The organism is Xenorhabdus hominickii, from assembly GCF_002632725.1.
Taxonomy (GTDB): Bacteria; Pseudomonadota; Gammaproteobacteria; order Enterobacterales; family Enterobacteriaceae; genus Xenorhabdus; species Xenorhabdus hominickii.
This window is the reverse complement of sequence record NZ_NJAI01000001.1, coordinates 1-17,248: the sequence shown is the minus strand read 5'-3', so window position 1 is coordinate 17,248 and position 17,248 is coordinate 1. Positions and strand designations below refer to the sequence as shown.

At 44.8% G+C, this 17,248-nt stretch carries 7 protein-coding genes and 2 pseudogenes; 6 read left to right on the top strand and 3 right to left on the bottom strand.

Annotated features, from left to right (window positions below):
* Positions 1 to 24: 24 nt before the first annotated feature.
* The 3 genes from nusB (at position 25) to pgpA (ending at position 2,073) form a co-directional block, all read left to right on the top strand.
* Positions 25 to 441, top strand: coding sequence for a transcription antitermination factor NusB (nusB, locus tag Xhom_RS47400; protein ID WP_069316860.1), 417 nt, complete (start codon positions 25 to 27; stop codon positions 439 to 441).
* A 101-nt stretch (positions 442 to 542) separates the two neighbouring features.
* Positions 543 to 1,589, top strand: a complete 1,047-nt coding sequence (gene thiL / locus Xhom_RS47395; RefSeq protein ID WP_069316859.1) for a thiamine-phosphate kinase — start codon at positions 543 to 545, stop codon at positions 1,587 to 1,589.
* Positions 1,582 to 2,073: a phosphatidylglycerophosphatase A gene (pgpA, locus tag Xhom_RS47390; protein WP_069316858.1), complete on the top strand. Its 492-nt coding sequence runs from the start codon at positions 1,582 to 1,584 to the stop codon at positions 2,071 to 2,073. Before thiL ends, pgpA begins: the two co-directional genes overlap by 8 nt.
* A gap of 102 nt (positions 2,074 to 2,175) precedes the next feature.
* Here the strand turns inward: pgpA and pcp are convergent.
* A pseudogene (gene pcp / locus Xhom_RS47385) lies at positions 2,176 to 2,822 on the bottom strand (pyroglutamyl-peptidase I).
* Positions 2,806 to 3,078: pseudogene (locus Xhom_RS47380) on the bottom strand (5-oxoproline transporter, DUF979 family subunit); the annotation flags it as partial. The pseudogenes Xhom_RS47380 and pcp, both read right to left, overlap by 17 nt.
* A gap of 800 nt (positions 3,079 to 3,878) precedes the next feature.
* Here Xhom_RS47380 and Xhom_RS47375 point away from each other — a divergent pair.
* Both Xhom_RS47375 and Xhom_RS47370 read left to right on the top strand, forming a co-directional pair.
* Positions 3,879 to 4,073: a hypothetical protein gene (locus tag Xhom_RS47375; protein ID WP_069316856.1), complete on the top strand. Its 195-nt coding sequence runs from the start codon at positions 3,879 to 3,881 to the stop codon at positions 4,071 to 4,073.
* Positions 4,074 to 4,340: 267 nt separating this feature from the next.
* The gene (locus tag Xhom_RS47370) at positions 4,341 to 4,583 is read left to right on the top strand and encodes a hypothetical protein (RefSeq protein ID WP_069316855.1); all 243 of its coding nucleotides are present in this window, start codon (positions 4,341 to 4,343) and stop codon (positions 4,581 to 4,583) included.
* Positions 4,584 to 4,616: 33 nt separating this feature from the next.
* Here the strand turns inward: Xhom_RS47370 and Xhom_RS47365 are convergent, their stop codons facing one another.
* Positions 4,617 to 4,913 (bottom strand): hypothetical protein, encoded by a 297-nt coding sequence (locus Xhom_RS47365; RefSeq protein ID WP_069316854.1) that lies wholly within the window; start codon positions 4,911 to 4,913, stop codon positions 4,617 to 4,619.
* Between the two features lie 774 nt (positions 4,914 to 5,687).
* Between Xhom_RS47365 and Xhom_RS47360 the strand changes: the two genes are divergently transcribed.
* On the top strand, positions 5,688 to 17,069 hold the full coding sequence (locus Xhom_RS47360; RefSeq protein ID WP_069316853.1) for a non-ribosomal peptide synthetase: 11,382 nt from the start codon (positions 5,688 to 5,690) through the stop codon (positions 17,067 to 17,069).
* Positions 17,070 to 17,248 lie beyond the last annotated feature (179 nt).

Genomic DNA, 17,248 nt, shown 5'->3' with positions numbered 1-17,248 from the left:
CTAGTTTTAATTAAGGGGAATTTTGTGAAACCTGCTGCTCGTCGTCGTGCTCGTGAGTGTGCTGTCCAGGCAATTTATTCATGGCAATTATCCAAAAATAGTATTGCTGATGTTGAATTGCAGTTTCTGTCAGAGCAGGACGTAACCGGTGTTGATGTCACCTATTTCCGTGAGTTGCTATCCGGGGTAGCGGTCAATGCTACAAAATTGGATACTTTGATGGCACCTTATCTTTCTCGTCAACTTGAAGAGTTAGGTCAGGTGGAAAAAGCCATCTTGCGCGTTGCGATGTTTGAACTAAGCTTTCGTGATGATGTTCCCTACAAAGTGGCTATTAACGAAGGTATCGAACTGGCAAAAACGTTTGGTGCTGAAGATAGCCATAAATTCGTGAATGGGGTATTGGATAAAGCTGGCCCGGCAGCACGTAAGAAAAAGTGATTGCTTGTCAGGAGTTCCCCATTATAACTCGATGATTTTATACATAAGGCCGGTATTCCGGCCTTATGTGCTCATCGTTAGTCAATTTTTGGAATTCTATTATGGCATGTGGTGAATTTGACCTCATTGCACGTTATTTCAATCGCCATGTCATTCGCCGACGTGATGTAAGTCTAGGGATTGGTGATGATTGTGCGCTGATGACCGTTGCAGATAAGCAAGAACTCGCGGTAACAACGGATACGTTAGTTTCTGGTGTTCATTTCCTTCCTGATATCTCACCAGAGGATTTGGCCTATAAAGCTCTGGCTGTCAATATCAGTGATCTGGCTGCTGTTGGAGCAGATCCAACTTGGGCATCTCTTGCTTTAACGTTACCGACCGTCAATGAGGATTGGTTAAAACGATTCAGTGATAGTTTGTTTGAACAACTAAACTATTACGGTATGCAGTTGATCGGTGGGGATACCACAAAAGGCCCCATGAGTTTGACTCTCACTGTACATGGTTTGGTTCCGGCAGGTAGGGCGTTACGCCGTGCGGGTGCGAAGAACGGAGACTGGATTTATGTGACCGGGACGTTGGGTGACAGTGCTGCAGGACTTGCTCTGTTGCAAGAGCACCTGACAGTGGAAGATACCGCGATCCATAACTGGTTGGTTAGACGCCATCTTCGCCCGCAACCACGGGTTTTACAGGGGCAGGCACTGCGTGATCTGGCCTCTTCGGCAATTGATCTGTCTGATGGCTTGATTTCTGATCTCAATCACATCCTGACAGCCAGCCAATGTGGCGCACGTATTAATCTGGATGCGTTACCGTATTCGGAAGCACTACAACAATATGTTGCTCCAGGGCAAGCATTGAAATGGGCGTTGAGTGGTGGGGAAGATTATGAATTGTGCTTCACCGTGCCAGAGCTTAACCGTGGTGCATTAAATATGGCATTAGCTCATACAGGCGCAAGTTTCTGTTGCGTTGGGCAAATCAGGCCAGAATCAGAAGGTATCCGCTACTTTAACAACAACGAAGAAATTGAGCTGGATCTGAAAGGCTTTGACCATTTTAAAACTGATAAAAAGCCGGTAATACCTTGTTCGGTAGCACAGCAGACAGAAAATGACCAAACGGAGGGAACGCATGGATGATGCGAAACGCCGCCTAAAAATGAGTAATCCGTGGCATTTATTGGCGACGGGTTTCGGCAGTGGTTTATCGCCGATTATGCCGGGCACAATGGGTTCAGTGGTGGCGATCCCTTTTTGGTTACTGTTGGTGCAGTTGCCTACCTGGGGAATTTGGTTAGCTATCTTGTTGGGTACAGTCATTGGTTGCGTGATTTGCCAAAAAGCAGCCGATACCATGCAGGTGGACGATCCCGGTTGTGTCGTTTGGGATGAATTCATTGGTATGTGGATCACATTAATGGCAATCCCAGTGCTCAACTGGCAATGGGTGTTGGTTGGCTTTGTGGTATTCCGCATTTTCGATATGTGGAAACCGTGGCCGATCCGCTGGTTTGACCGCTATGTAAAAGGCGGGGTCGGTATCATGCTGGATGACATTATCGCGGCGATATTTTCGGTTGTGGTGATCTGGCTATTGAATTTCTACCAACTATTGCCTTTCTGAGTATTCTGCCTTTCTGAATCTTCGCTTTTATCGTTGTGATAATTAATAAATTAGCCACTGGAACTAGTGGCTAATTTATTTTTATCGACGGCTTATTTGTGCTCAGTGCGTTGCCCCGCCTATAACAGTGATATCTGATTTATTGCTCCATGCTGTTTCAACAGTGATTTTTAATGCCTTCGTCATTAACTCCAGAGCTATGCTTGGTTGATGGGAAAATTTTGCGGATTGTTCTGGTAAATAAGGAACGTGAATAAATCCACCACGTATGGAAGGATAATTCTGAGTTAAATGATGCAATAAGCCATACATAACATGATTACATACAAAGGTTCCGGCGGTTTGGGAAACCGAAGCGGGAATACCTGCTGTATTTAACGCTTTCACGATTGCCTTGATGGGCAGAGTAGAAAAATAAGCGGCAGGGCCACCCGCAATAACGGGGGTATCAATTGGCGATTGCCTGCATTATCAGGAATTCTTGCATCATTGATATTAATTGCGACGCGCTCTACGCTGATAGCCGTTCTGCCTCCCGCCAGCCCGACAGCAATCACCAGTTCAGGCTGGTACTTATTGATAGCGGTATAAAGCTGCTGCAAGGATATATCGAAAACACAGGAAAGTTGGCAAATTTCAACTTTCTTATCAGCGAATTGGTATCCCTGCAATGGCCTGCTGGCTTCCCATGATGGATTAATTGCTTCCCCACCGAAAGGCTCAAATGCTGTGATTACCGAGACGTTCAGAACTTTCTTGCCGTTGTTCTGGTGTACGTTGATGATAGTTTCCTAAACGAACCCCGCCAAACCCTGCCAGAAGTGCCATAACAACCACCAATATTCCAACACTGACATGAGCGATTTTCTGGGCATGAGTTTCATCAGTGACCCAAATCGCCACCAGATCGCCACTCCATTTCCCTACTAAAAAGATGAAACCATACAGTGCCCAAAATAGCCCTGTAGTTAAACGACGGGGATTCGCTTTGTCACGCCATGACATGACCGCGACAGCGAGCAAAAGAAGCCCTGCCAACACATAGAGATAAAACCGATCATGATGACGGCGATCCCGATCAGAGGCCAAAAATTGATGGTTTGCTGCATATTTTACTTCCCCATAGATAAGTTTATCGTTGTTATGTTGTTGGCTCACATGGTGACTTTTGTTAAATCATTTTTTGTATTGTTGAACAAAATAAATAGTGAGTGATTAACTAATAGGCAAATAAAATTCACATGGAATTATAAAAATGGAATGCAGATCACTTTTTAAGGGATATATAGTGAACGGATTCAACCAATCGCTTAAAAGTAAATTAATAAATAAAGTTGGAAAATAGAGATGATTGTCTGATGAATAAATAGGGGTATTTTTGATAAATAGTAATTTAAAATTTTATTTTTAGTGTAATTAAAATATATTTTTAATTGGTTTATTATTTTTAAGTTTTTTCTATTGGACATCCATTAATGTAAAATTATTTATATATTATTAATTTATGTCAATTGCTAATTAAATAATACCAATTCATAATGTATTTATTAAAAGACGATTTATTTTGTTTTTATAGTGTTATTTTATGGTGTTATGAATAATAATAAAAAATATTTTTATCTAAATTTTTTGAATTTATAAAAATAAATTAACGTTCGGTAGTTCTTTGTTTTATGTATTTATAATTGGGTGTTTTTATCATCTGTAAATACGGTTTTTTTCTATTACATATTTTAATTTTGTTTGAGAAAGAAATGAGAGTTAGCACAGCGTGTAGCTTTTCTTTAAGGGGAAAGGAGTAAGTAGTGAATCAGTTTGAATATTATTATCAGTGGAAAATTGATGACTTGATGAAACTGGAGGAAGCGGTTAGTGAGGAGAGTTCACATCTCAATGATACTCTCAGCGGGCGGGATCCCGATGTAGAAAGGCTTAATGAAGAAATATATTTAGAAATAGTCAACGATGTTAAAGAAGAATACGGGATAAATTTTATTTAAATCCTAAATTTCCAAGTTATCTTAAGGTGTATGAATATATTTATGATTCAACAAGTATATTTTTATCCCAATATTTTTATATTCGCTATATGGATAATATATTTTATGAAAAATCCACAGTGTGGCGAAATTTATTATTAGATGAGGTGTTTCCCCTTTTTTATTATTGATAACTCTATTTATTTATATTTGTTTTTTTTTACATAAACCTACATCTTTTTTTATTGACAGAGAAAAGAATATTTTTATACGTGGGAAAAAGGAAAAATGTATGCTGCACGTTATACTCAATTAGACGCTGTTCATGTTTCTGATATTTTGTTTTTAAGAACTTATGGGTTTGGTGAAAACAACAACTTGGTTATTCATGTTTTCGAACCTAGTATCCTTGATATTCTTATTTCAAGAATAGGTAAAGATTATTTGTTGGCCTTTATGGCTAAATATCTCATTCAAGGAAAAGAGTTAGCCAGTTCGGTCGATTTTCAACGCCCTGTGCTCCCTTTTTGAAAGACAACTTAGGAGTATTAGACAAAAAGACAGTTACACATATCGCATATTTCTAATATTGGCCATAACCATATACTCGTATTTTGAGCTGCCTTGAACAACGAAACTGCGGGAAATAACCGTCTTGCCATATGACGTTTGAGCAGCAGATCCAACAAACTTAGTCAGATGAGTCCTGTAGCCCGCTCTTTTTTTCTCGTGGCAAAAACCTGCCAGTTTTGGCAGAGATTTCTCCTGTCCGTTACGTGCTGAACGATAAGAGGATTGAGTGATTTGCTTCCCATGATTTTTATTCCCTCCATAAGTGTTTTCTCTTCCCCCTTTCTCCATTGATATAACTGTTCGTCAAATTATTTTGAGCGGATATAAATTTGATGATGTGAAATCAATAATTTTATCGTCTGTTTTCCTATCTTGTAATTACCATCCTAAAAATAACAATATTAAATAATAACCAATGGTTATTTATATCTTTAATAATATTCCCATGATTTCCATAGTACATAAAAATGATTATTTTTCTATTTTGTTAGATATTTTATGATTGTTGTATTACTTAAAATGATATTTATTTGATTTTGATATGAAAGTATATTTTTGCGAATAAGTTGTTTGCTAGCAAACTCGATTTTTTAATAAAAAAAGCTATCGCTGGTTAAATTTTATTTATTTTATTCTGTATTTATTGCACTGGGCGGAATAATAAATCTGTTAGTGTGTTAGATGTTATTTATTAATGATTTATGATTAATTTCCAGTTTGTATTATTTATAAGATCATTGTTTTAAAAAGAAACCACTAGGATAACCTTCACTTATATTCACCGTTATATCAAGGATGAAGACTAATAAAAAAGAGACAGCAAGGGTTTATATTTAATCAAACAATAGCCTGAATATGTTTCCAAAGCAGGATGCCTGCCTAATTAAAAATTCTTATAACGACGATAACTCACAATATCTACCTAGCAGCCAATTTAGGTATGAGGATGCTGAGGTATTGCTTTTCTAATTTATCGCCAGGACTGATTCAAAAAGTAATTACCTGATCTCTGGTCAGGTAAACAAGTTTTTATTTAATAATAAATTCGAAAGGAGTATCCGTATGGATAGCATTCTGGCCTCTCCATTTACACGCCTATTTTGGAATGAATGGATTCTTGAACCTGACTCAGTTAAATACCATATGGTCATAGACCAAACGATTCAGGGCGATTTAGATGAAAGTAAATTGAGATCGGCTATACAGGGATTGATGAATCAATATCCATTATTTCAGTATCAGCTTGATGAAGAAAGTAGTGAATTATATTGGAAATCTGGTTCGAATAGCCTTAATCCCCTACAACTTTTTGACTGTGAAAAAAAACTGCCTCAGTTTGTTTCACAACCATTTGATTTAAGGCAAGGGCCACTTATCCGGTTTGGATTGTTCCGACAGTCAGAGCGACAATTTCAATTGGTCATTGTATTGCACCATATTGTAGTGGATGGAGGGAGTACCGAAGAGCTCTATCACGCTATATCGGATTTGTATAATCAGCGCCCCCTGCGTCATACCCCGCTGACACTAGAGCAAGTTGCGGAAAAGTTTGCACAATATCGTCAGCAGATCAAAATATTGGAAGAACATCAGCCGGAACAGTTCTGGAAAACATGTCTGGCTGATGTGGCAGCAACTAATCCGTTGCCTTATTTATCAGAACTGGCGAAAGATGAACAGGAACTGATCGGAGAGGTTCGTTTCAATCTGCCATTAAGTGATTGGCAGCACCTTAAACGTTCTCTGCGGCACTGTACGCCATTTCTGGTGTTCAAAACGTTGTGGGCGGCACTGATTGCTCAATATATACCTGATGGAAAGGTTCACGTCAGTTATCCTGTTGCCGTGGCAGGGGGAGAGTCTCTTTCATTGGGTGCCCAAATCAACACCGCTGTTTTTCCCTTACAATTGGATGATACAGCCAGCTTTGCTTCGCTTTACCAGCATGCGTTAAATTATACCTCATCATTGAAGACACCATCCGGTCTGCGTTGCTCATATTGGCCACTTTTTAAGGTGTTACCCGTTACCCCTATCCGTAAGTTAAATGTCGTTGTAAATCAAGCTCATTTCAAGGATTTCTGTCTGGAACTGGAGGGTTGTGAAGTTAATTACAATCACCGTTTCAACAACGACTTGGCTGATTCGGAATGGGCGCTGGAATATCAGCAGCAAGGTGATCAATGGGCTTTCCGTATCCGCTACCCACGCAGCCGTTTCCACCCTGAACAAATTACTGCTTTGGCTAAGCAGTTCCAGCAATTACTGGTTAATGCCCTGACAAATCCAGAAAAACCAATCCGACAATTTTCGTTCCTGACGCCGGATCAGCGTATGGCCTTACTGAAATATGGTCATCAGGGAGAGCAGGCCGATGTCCCGGAAACAACGATTCATGAAAAGTTTCAACAGCAGGCTTGCTTGCATCCACAACAAATCGCGTTGATTGATAACCAGCAGCAATTCAGTTATGCGGAATTGGAACAACGTAGTAACCAACTGGCTCAGTTGATACGGGAACGCTATCTGCAAACAACAGGACAATCATTAGCCCCTGATACATTATTGCCGATTTTTATGAATCGTGGGGTTGATATGGTGGTTGCCATGCTGGCCGTGATGAAAGCGGGAGCGGCCTATCTGCCTCTTGATCCGCAAGTCCCAACGCAACGGCTGGCCTATATTCTGACCGATAGTCAATCCCGGCTGGCAATTACGGATATGGCGCATCAGCCTATATTGCGTGATTACGGGCAAAACCTGGCTTTGCTGACATTGGGCAGCCATGGGGATGATTATTGTGATCAGCCAGCCAGCGCGCCGATAGCTGCCTCAAAGCCGAATTCATTGGCCTACTCCATCTATACTTCTGGCACGACAGGCCGTCCGAAAGGGACTCTGCTGGAACATCGTGGGGTATTACTCATGTTGGATGGTCTATATGCCAAGGTGATTAAGGGCATTGAACAACCTCAACGCTGGCTACAGTTTGCTTCGCTGGCATTTGATGCCCATGTGTTCGAAACCTTCATGGCATTGTGTTTTGGTCATACATTGGTGGTTGCTTCAGAAGAAGAGCGCCATGATCCTGACTTGTTGATAAAATTAATTGAAACTTATCAAGTTGAAATAGCCACTTTCCCTCCCACTCTGTTGAAAACAAAACCGGTGTTACCTGCCCGATTGCAAAATATTCTGGTGGGAGGGGAATCAACACCTCAAGCCATTCTGGATCACTACGCCATGCAGGGGCGGCGGATATTTAACGCCTATGGCCCCACGGAAGCCAGCGTATGTGTCACTACGCACCATTATCAGTGGGATGGTGCCCATAATATTGGTCGTCCGTTTCCCGGCATTCAGGCTTATATATTGGATGAGCAGTTGCAGTTAGTCCCGATGGGCATGAGCGGTGAGCTTTATCTCTCTGGCGCCGTGCTGGCCAGAGGATATTTGGGGCAGCCGGAATTAACAGCCAAGGCATTCATTGCCAACCCGTTTGCTCAACATTCCGATGATCAGCGGCTCTACCGCACGGGTGATCAGGCGCGCTGGTTGCCGAATGGGGAGCTGGAATATCTGGGACGCAAGGATTTTCAGGTAAAAATTCATGGGCATCGCATTGAACTGGCTGAAATTGAGCAGGTATTTATTGCGGCATCTGGGCTGAGTCAATGCACAGCGCAGGTACGCGGTAAGGATCGCTCGCACATTGTGCTCTACTATGTGTCAGATATTACCTTAAATGAAGATAGCATACGCCGTACTTTGCAGCTTTCCCTGCCGGATTATATGATGCCATCTGCATTCGTACAACTGGCATCCTTGCCGATGACGATTAGTGGCAAGTTGGATGCTGTGGCGTTACCAGAACCCGATTTTAAACAGAGCCGTTATGTTTATCGTGCCGCAGAAACGGAGTTAGAGCATCGGCTGCAAAATCTCTGGCAAGGGATTCTGGGTTTGGACGAAATAGGGATTGATGACGATTTTTTCCATCTGGGGGGAGATTCCATTTCCGCTATCCGTTTGGTTTCAGAAATGCGTCGCCAGCAGTTGCCATGCAGCACCAAACTGTTATATCAATGTCGCACGATTGCCGAACTGGCAGTACAGTTGGCGGCTACCCCTGATTGCCAGATGAAGCATTCCGAGCAGGGAGTTCTACAGGGTGATTTTCCTCTTCATCCTATTCAGCATTGGTTTTTCGAACAGGCGTTTGCTGAACCGGATCACTGGAATCAGGCTTTCTTGATTCGGGTGCCACCTTTGCAACCGCAGAAGCTGGAAGCAGCGATTCAAGCGTTGATGGAACGGCACGATATGCTGCGAGCCAGATTTATTCCTGCTGAATGTCAGCTTTATCTGGGTATCAAGCAGGTCGTACCAACGGCGCTGGAGATTTGCCATTATGACCAGTTGACCGATGAAGCATTCAATGACCGTCTGGATAGCTGGCAAAGTGATTTTAATATTGCGGCTGGCCCATTGTGGCGTTTTGCCTATATTGATGGCTATGCGGATGGTTCAGCGCGCATTTACTGTGCCTTGCATCATCTGATTGTTGATGCCGTGTCATGGCGCATAGTACTTGATGATTTAAAACAGCTTTATCATGGCGACAATCTTGGTGCCAAAACTGCCAGTTATCGGCAATGGCAGACAGCCCTGACGGAACAGCTCTCCAGCTTCGAATCTCAGCGTGAATTCTGGCTGCAGCAGTGTGTTTTACAATCTGATTATCGGCCATTATTGGAGGCCAGCCACACTCGTCAATTTCTGCAACAAACTTTACAGCCTGCCGCCAGTATTCGTTTACTGGATGTGACCAAGGGTGCAGCAAGCTTTGCTCCCAATGAGGTATTGCTGACTGCACTTTTACATGCACTGGGCAATCTCAGTGGAATATCGAACCATACGCTGCTTCTGGAAGGTCATGGCCGCCATTTGCCATCGATACAGTTGGATGTTGGCCGTACGGTTGGTTGGTTTACGTCTCTCTATCCCCTGCATTTTTCTGCTGAGGGTGAAGAGGCGATTTCATTGCAGCAAGTTCATGCCACTCTTGCAGGTATACCGGATTCAGGCATTTCATACGGTGCATTGCGCAGTTTGGGGGGGGAGGAACCTGCTCTGTCAGCGCCTTATCCTGCCGTAGTGTTCAATTATCTGGGGCAGCTACAGGCGCCTGAAAGTGATTGGCAGATTAGTGCAGAATCGGCCGGACAGACCATTAATCCACACAATGTTGATTCCGGTTTGCTTACCCTCAATATCTGGCTTATCGGCCAAGAGCTGCACTATCGCTGGGATGGCTTACTCAGCCAATCGCAGCTTGCTCAGTTGGATCACAGCTTCCAAATAGCATTGATATCGCTTATCGACACTATGGCATCATCAGCCAATACGACTCAGCAGGAAATGGATGGTGGGATTAATGCCGCATTGCTGTCCCGATTACCGGCAGGATTGGAGCCAGTCGTTGTTTATCCCGCTAACAGTCTGCAACAAGGATTTATCCACCATTATCTGAGTTACCCAGATAACTCGACCTACCACTTTCAGTTTGTCTTGGATTACGAACAACCGATCGATCTGAATAATTATTACAGTGCTTGGGAATACGCCCAGCAACGATATCCGGTGTTGCGTACAGGCTTTGACTGGCAGGAACAGCCGCTGCAAATTGTGTCCAAACATGCTGAATTATTATGGCAATACCATGATCTCAGTACCCATTCTGCACAGGAGCAGGAACTGACTGAGCTTTGCCAACAACAATACAACGACTCTTTCGAACTGAATAAACCGGAGCTTATGCGGGTTTGTCTCGTTAAATTGGCAGCAGACCGATACAGCCTGATCCACACCAGTCATCACATTATCATTGATGGTTGGAGCAGCCAGATATTACTGGAATATGTCCATCGCACTTACCAGCAGTTACAGGCGGGACAAATGCCAGATACCCGCATCGATATTTCTTATCTGGCGACCCAGCGTTATTACGCCAGTCAGGTTGCAGAGTGCCGCCATCACTGGCAAAAGTTGGGGACTCAGCATTGGGAGAGTACGGATATTTCCCTGTTGTTGGCTCGTGATGCACGGAATTCCTCCGGTAATGAAACGCCTGATATTCAGGCGGTAGCATGTCAGGCATTGCCTCATGCAGTGGCTTTGTCATTACAGGAAACCGCCCGCAACCATGGCTTGACACTCAATGTCATGCTTCAATTCGTCTGGCACAAGTTATTACATCTGTTTAGCCAACAATCACAAACCATCGTTGGTATCACCTTGTCTGGCCGTAATCATCCAGTATCAGGCATAGAGCGTAGTGTCGGGTTGTTTATCAATACATTGCCACTGGTGATGGATTGGGAGCCGCAATCAACCTGTCTGCAACAGCTTCGTACTCTTCATCAACGTATGATTGATTTGGATACTTACAGTTATCAGCCACTGGCCGAATTACAATCTGCGGGTGAAAAACTGTTTCAAACTATCTTTGTCTATGAAAATTATCCAACGACAGAATTGGATACCATGCGAGCCAATCTGCGGGCTGCCAGTGGCAATACTACTGACTACCCCTTGAATCTGATTGCTGAGGGCGATGTAGAACAAGGTTTGACACTATCTCTGTCCTATAACCAGAATAGCCTTGATGCCAAACGTGCCAACGCCATTTTGCAAATGTTGGGCGTATTGCTGGCTCGTCTTCCTTCCCATCTTCATTATCCTCATCAGCGGTTATTGGCGCTGAGTGATGACAAACGTCGGCAACTGTTGGAAGAGTGGGCTTTTGCGGCTTCAGAAACATGGGAACCGATGACGCTGCATGGTTTACTGGAAAGGCAGGCGCGATTAACACCGCAAAATTCGGCGTTAATGGACGATTACCGGACATTAAGCTATCAAGAACTGGATGATCTCTCATCACGTCAGGCAGTTCGGCTGCGGGCTACCTATCGCCGGCTTTTCCAGCGTGAATTAGCTTCCGGTGAATTGATTGGCCTGTGTTGTGAACGTGGTATTGACATGATCGTAGCCTTGCTGACGATCCTTAAAGCTGGGGCGGCTTATGTGCCGATGGACACAAATGTTCCTGCAGAGAGATTGGATTACATCCTACAGGACAGCCAAATCCAGTTGGTACTGACTGAGCCAGATTTGGCACCTCTGTTTGAGCGCCCCGGTCTACAACAGCTATACCTGAGAAAATTGGCGGATACAGAGGCCACAGGCGATATACAATCGTTACTGCCACAGGTGGAACCAAGGCAATTGGCTTATGTTATTTACACATCAGGCACGACAGGTAAGCCGAAAGGTACGCTGGTGGAACACCGGGGTTCTGCTGTCATGGCGCGTAGTCTGTTTACCAGAATGGAAATGACGCAGCCAGGCATTCGCTTCCTGCAATTTGCTTCTATTGTGTTTGATGCCCATCTGATGGAGATTTTCCCGGCATTTGTGGGTGGACATTCGCTGGTGGTAGCATCTGACGTACAGCGTTATGACTTGCAGGAATTGCAAACGTTATTGCAGAAGTGGCAGATTGGTTATGCGATGTTGCCGCCTGTGCTGCTCAAACTCAAACCGACGTTGCCGGATAGCCTGCAATGGCTGGCGGTGGGTGGTGAAGCCTCCTCTCAGGATGTGTTGGATCACTACGCGGCTCAGGGGCGTAATGTCTTTAACTGCTATGGCCCGACTGAAACGAGTGTCTGCTGCACCGTTAACCCTTATCACTATAATGGCGCGTGTAACATCGGCAAGCCGTTGGCGCAATGTGGGGCTTATGTGCTGGATAGTAATCTGCAACCATTGCCGGTTGGTGCGCCCGGTGAGTTGTTCCTATCCGGTGTGGGATTGGCTCGCGGTTATTTGAATCAACCAGAATTGAGCCGTGAAAAATTCGTTGTTAATCCATTCCAACAGCATTCAGATCATTCACGCTTATACCACACGGGCGACATTGTGCGCTGGCTGGATGATGGATCGTTGGAATATCTCGGTCGTAATGACAGTCAGGTGAAGATTCGAGGGTATCGGATCGAGCTTGGAGAAATCGAGAGTGTGCTCGCCGATATCCCCGGTGTTGATCAGGCTGTGGCTATCATTCATGGTCAGGAATCCCCAAAAATAGTCTGTTACTATACGTTGAACGACAGTATGTCAAACGGCAGTATATCGACCAGTGATGATCTTTCGTCCGAGATCCGGCAGACATTGGCACAGGTGTTGCCTAACTATATGCAACCCAGTGCATTGATTCCATTAGCCCGCATTCCGATGACTATTAATGGCAAACTGGATCGCCGCCTGTTCCCGGCACCTACGTTTACGGATGCACAGCAGAAATACATCTCTGCTGAAACACCGCTGCAACAACAGTGTTGTGATATCTGGGCGGAACTGCTGCAATGCGAACGTATTGGTATAGACGATAACTTTTTCCGACTGGGCGGCAATTCCATTATGGCTATCCAGTTGAGTAATCGCCTGAGTCAGTCATTGCAGTGTGAAATCCCATTGGTGGCGTTGAATCGGCATCCTACTGTCCGATCCCTGAGTACCTTCCTATCCGATAATTGCACACACCTTGAAGTGATCCCGAAAACAGGGTTGCAACGTGGAGTTCTGTCTTTTTCACAAATGCGACTCTGGTTTATCGAAACGCTGATGCAGGAAAACAATGTTTACCACATTCCCCTGTTATTCAGCTTACAGACAGATATTCAGATGGACAGCTTTGTTCATAGTTTGCAAGCTGTGGTGCAACGCCATCAGATATTACGTTGTACCTTTGAGCAAGATGATAATGGAGAATCTTTCCTGCAAGCCCATGATGAGGCACTGGTGGTCGCCCATGCTGAAGTGCAGACGGATGAGTGGCATGATTTCTTGCAGCAGGAGATTTTACGTATCTTTGATTTACGCTACGAATACCCCATCCGGGCGACGCTGTTACAACGAATAGAATCAGATGGACATGTGTCTCATTTCTGTCTGCTCAACATTCATCACATCAGTTTTGACGGCTGGTCGTTGAATGTGTTTTTAAGGGAGTTGGCAGAGTTTTATGGTGCTGAATTGGACAACCGCCCACCCGCACTACCGCCGTTATCTATCCAATATATGGATTACGCAGCTTGGCACCAACAGATGCTGTCTAGCGATAAATTGGAACAGCTAAAACAATTCTGGCTAAAACAGTTGCAAAATTGCCCTCAATTGGAACTTCCCTGCGACTATCCGCGCCCTGATATTTTTGACCATCGTGGCGGCACGACTTTCTTCTCCCTTACACCTCAGTTAAGCCAGCAACTGCGGCAATTGGCGCGCCAATTGGATGTGACCTTACATGCGGTCTTGTTGACGGGTATGAATTTCCTGTTGGTCAGGTATTGCAGCAAGCACGATATTGTCGTTGGTAGCCCGATAGCCAACCGCTCACACCCGCAGTTGGAGCCACTGATTGGCATGTTCGTTAATATGTTGGTACTGCGTAACCAGGTATCACCAGAATGGAGTGTAGCTGAACAAATTCGTCAGGTCTTTGCCAACACCATTAGCAGCCAGCAGCATCAAGATATGCCTTTCGAAAAATTGGTCGAATTCCTGAAGTTAAAACGTGATTTATCACGCCATCCGCTATTTCAGATCTCTTTCGCGCTGGAACAGAAAGCGACTGATGCTAATGCACCTTTCATCATGCAAAATCTGGCGGAGTTATATGATGTCGCCAAGTTTGACCTCAGCTTCGGGTTTGAAGAGGGTAATGATGCGCTGGCTGGCAACATTAACTACGCTAAGGCTTTGTTTGCGCCAGAAACCATCAATGACATGGTCCAGCACTTCCAGAATATATTGATGCAGATGGTGGCTCATCCAGAACAATTGGTGCAAGACATCAGTCTGTATTCATCGGAAGAGAGAATGGCTCTGTTGCAGCCGCCAATGGAAACACAGGATGCTTCTCTCTACAGTTACCCATTGTATCAGGGGATCCTCGATTGGACTCGGCAGCAGCCAAATGACATTGCCTTAATTGATACTATCGGCCAATGCAGCTATGCTGAAATACTTCAGGCTGCACAGACACTGGCCGCGCAAATCCATCAACATCCGCGTAATCAATCTGAACTTATCGCCATTCAGGTCAGTAAAGGCAGGGCGCAGATCATTGCTGTTCTGGCTGTCTTGCTGGCAGGGAGAGCTTACGTACCGATGGATATTTCATGGCCGCAGAAACGTTGCCAACAGATCATTGATCAGACAGGTACGCAGTTGCTGATCAGTAGTAAAGCATGGACAGCCGAAACTTGTGAAATTATCCAGCTCGATCCTTATGGTTGCGCCATTCATTTGACTGAGCCTAAACCGATGTCATTGCCTGTGCCGATCCCCTGTGACAGTCTGGCCTATGTCATTTTCACCTCTGGCTCCACGGGAACACCGAAAGGCGTTGCTGTTCGCCATGACACGGCTAACAACACATTGATAGACATCAACCGTAAATTGAATGTTGTGCGGGGAGATACTTTGCTGGCTCTTAATGCCTTGTGCTTTGATTTGTCAGTTTATGACATATTCGGCGTTTTAGGTGTAGGCGGAAATCTGGTGATCCCAAGCGAAGAACAGCGATACCAGCCAGCAACCTTACTCAGATTAATTCGTGAGCATGGCGTCACGATCTGGAATGCGGCACCTGCGTTGTTTGAATTGCTATTGCAGGAAGTGGAAATATTGGCAGAACGGCCTAACGTGGCGATGGATCGTGTTCTGTTATCCGGCGACTGGGTACCGGTTAATCATATACAGCGCTGCCGTGACTGGCTCCCCGGTTGCCGCATTTTCAGTGGCGGCGGGGTCACTGAGGCTTCGGTGTGGTCGATTTTATTCGAAGTACCACAAGGCGCCAGTTATAACCAGAGTATCCCTTATGGCAAGGCATTGGCGAATCAATTCTTCCTTCTCTTGGATAAAGATCTGGAACCTGTACCGGCTCAGGCCATCGGTGAGATGTATATCGGCGGGATAGGTGTGGCTATTGGCTACTATCAGGACCCGGCACGTACAGAAGAACGTTTCCTATATCATCCTATCAGTGGTGAACGTCTGTATCGGACAGGCGATTTAGGGCGCTGGTTACCGGATGGCAACATTGAGTTTCTGGGACGAATAGACAGTCAGGTCAAAATCAATGGTCATCGGATAGAATTGGGGGAAATTGAAAATACGCTGATGGCAATGAAGGACATTCGCCAGTGTGCTTTGGTTAAAATCAGTGGCTTATCTGATAGTCTGGCCGCCTATTACGTCAGTGACGAACTTCTGGATGAAAACGATTTACGCCAGCATCTCGCACAAGTGTTGCCGTCGTATATGGTTCCTGCTGTACTGGTGCATATGCCAGAACTGCCGTTGAATTCCAGCGGCAAGATAGACCGTAAGCAATTGTCGGCGCTAAATTATATCGCGCCAAAACAGCATCAGTATCAACCGCCACAGACTGAACAGGAGCAGCAACTCTGTCAGTTATGGCAGCAGAAACTGGAGCTGGATCACGTTGGCGTAAACGATGACTTTTTTGAATGTGGTGGAACGTCCATTTTGGCTATTCCGGTCTGCCAGCAGATGTCGACCTTGCTGGGGCAGGCAGTCACCGTGATGGAATTGTTCAAGCGGCGCAGCATCCGCGGCATTCTTGAAAGCCTTGAATATCAACTGATCCAGCCATTGAATAACGGTTCAGCTAAAGAAACGTTATGGATGATCCATCCGGCTATGGCGGGATGTGAAGTTTATCTGGACATCGCCAGAACGCTGGATGGCAAACTGACGTGTCTGGGTGTGGATAATTACAACCTGTACCATCGGCCATTAATCACTTCACTGCGTGACATAGCCAGTTTCTATCTGGAGCAAATGGAACGGTATCAGTCATTGACACAAGGCCCTGTACGTATTTTGGGGTGGTCAATGGGTGGGTTAATTGCTCTGGAGATTGCATCACAACTGGAAGCCAGAGGGATACGTGATATCCATCTCTACCTGCTGGACAGCTTCTATCAAGTCAGTCTGGGGGCTTTACATCCAAGCTGGCGGCAGATGCTATTACAGGAGCTGGGGCTGGAAGGGGATGCAGCGGTACGAGCGCTGGAGGCAGGCCCTGCGGACGATGCGATTTGCCAGAATGAGCTCTCGCAACCTCTGCAACATAGCCCGGTCACTCTATTTAAAGCGACTCAGTTGCCGGAGTTCCACGCTCAATTAAACAAGCAGGGAAAAATACCGATAGCACTGCACGCTGATGATAACCAGATAGGGCAGGCTTGCCAGCATCTGTCTGTCATACCACTGCCTTGTGACCACCACAATATTATCGAACTGAAATCACAGATTATTGAAGGTGTGTTGGAGTTGGTGGATTGATCTGACTTGTTGTGAAAAAACGGCGCGATTTTTATGTCTAATATATTGATTGCGCCGAATGATGATGAGAACAGGCCCAGTTTATTTTTCCATATGAAAGGTTAAAACCACCGACTTTAGTCGGTCAGCTTTAGCTGCGATACTATATTGCACGAGAGGTGCAATATGGATTACAGATA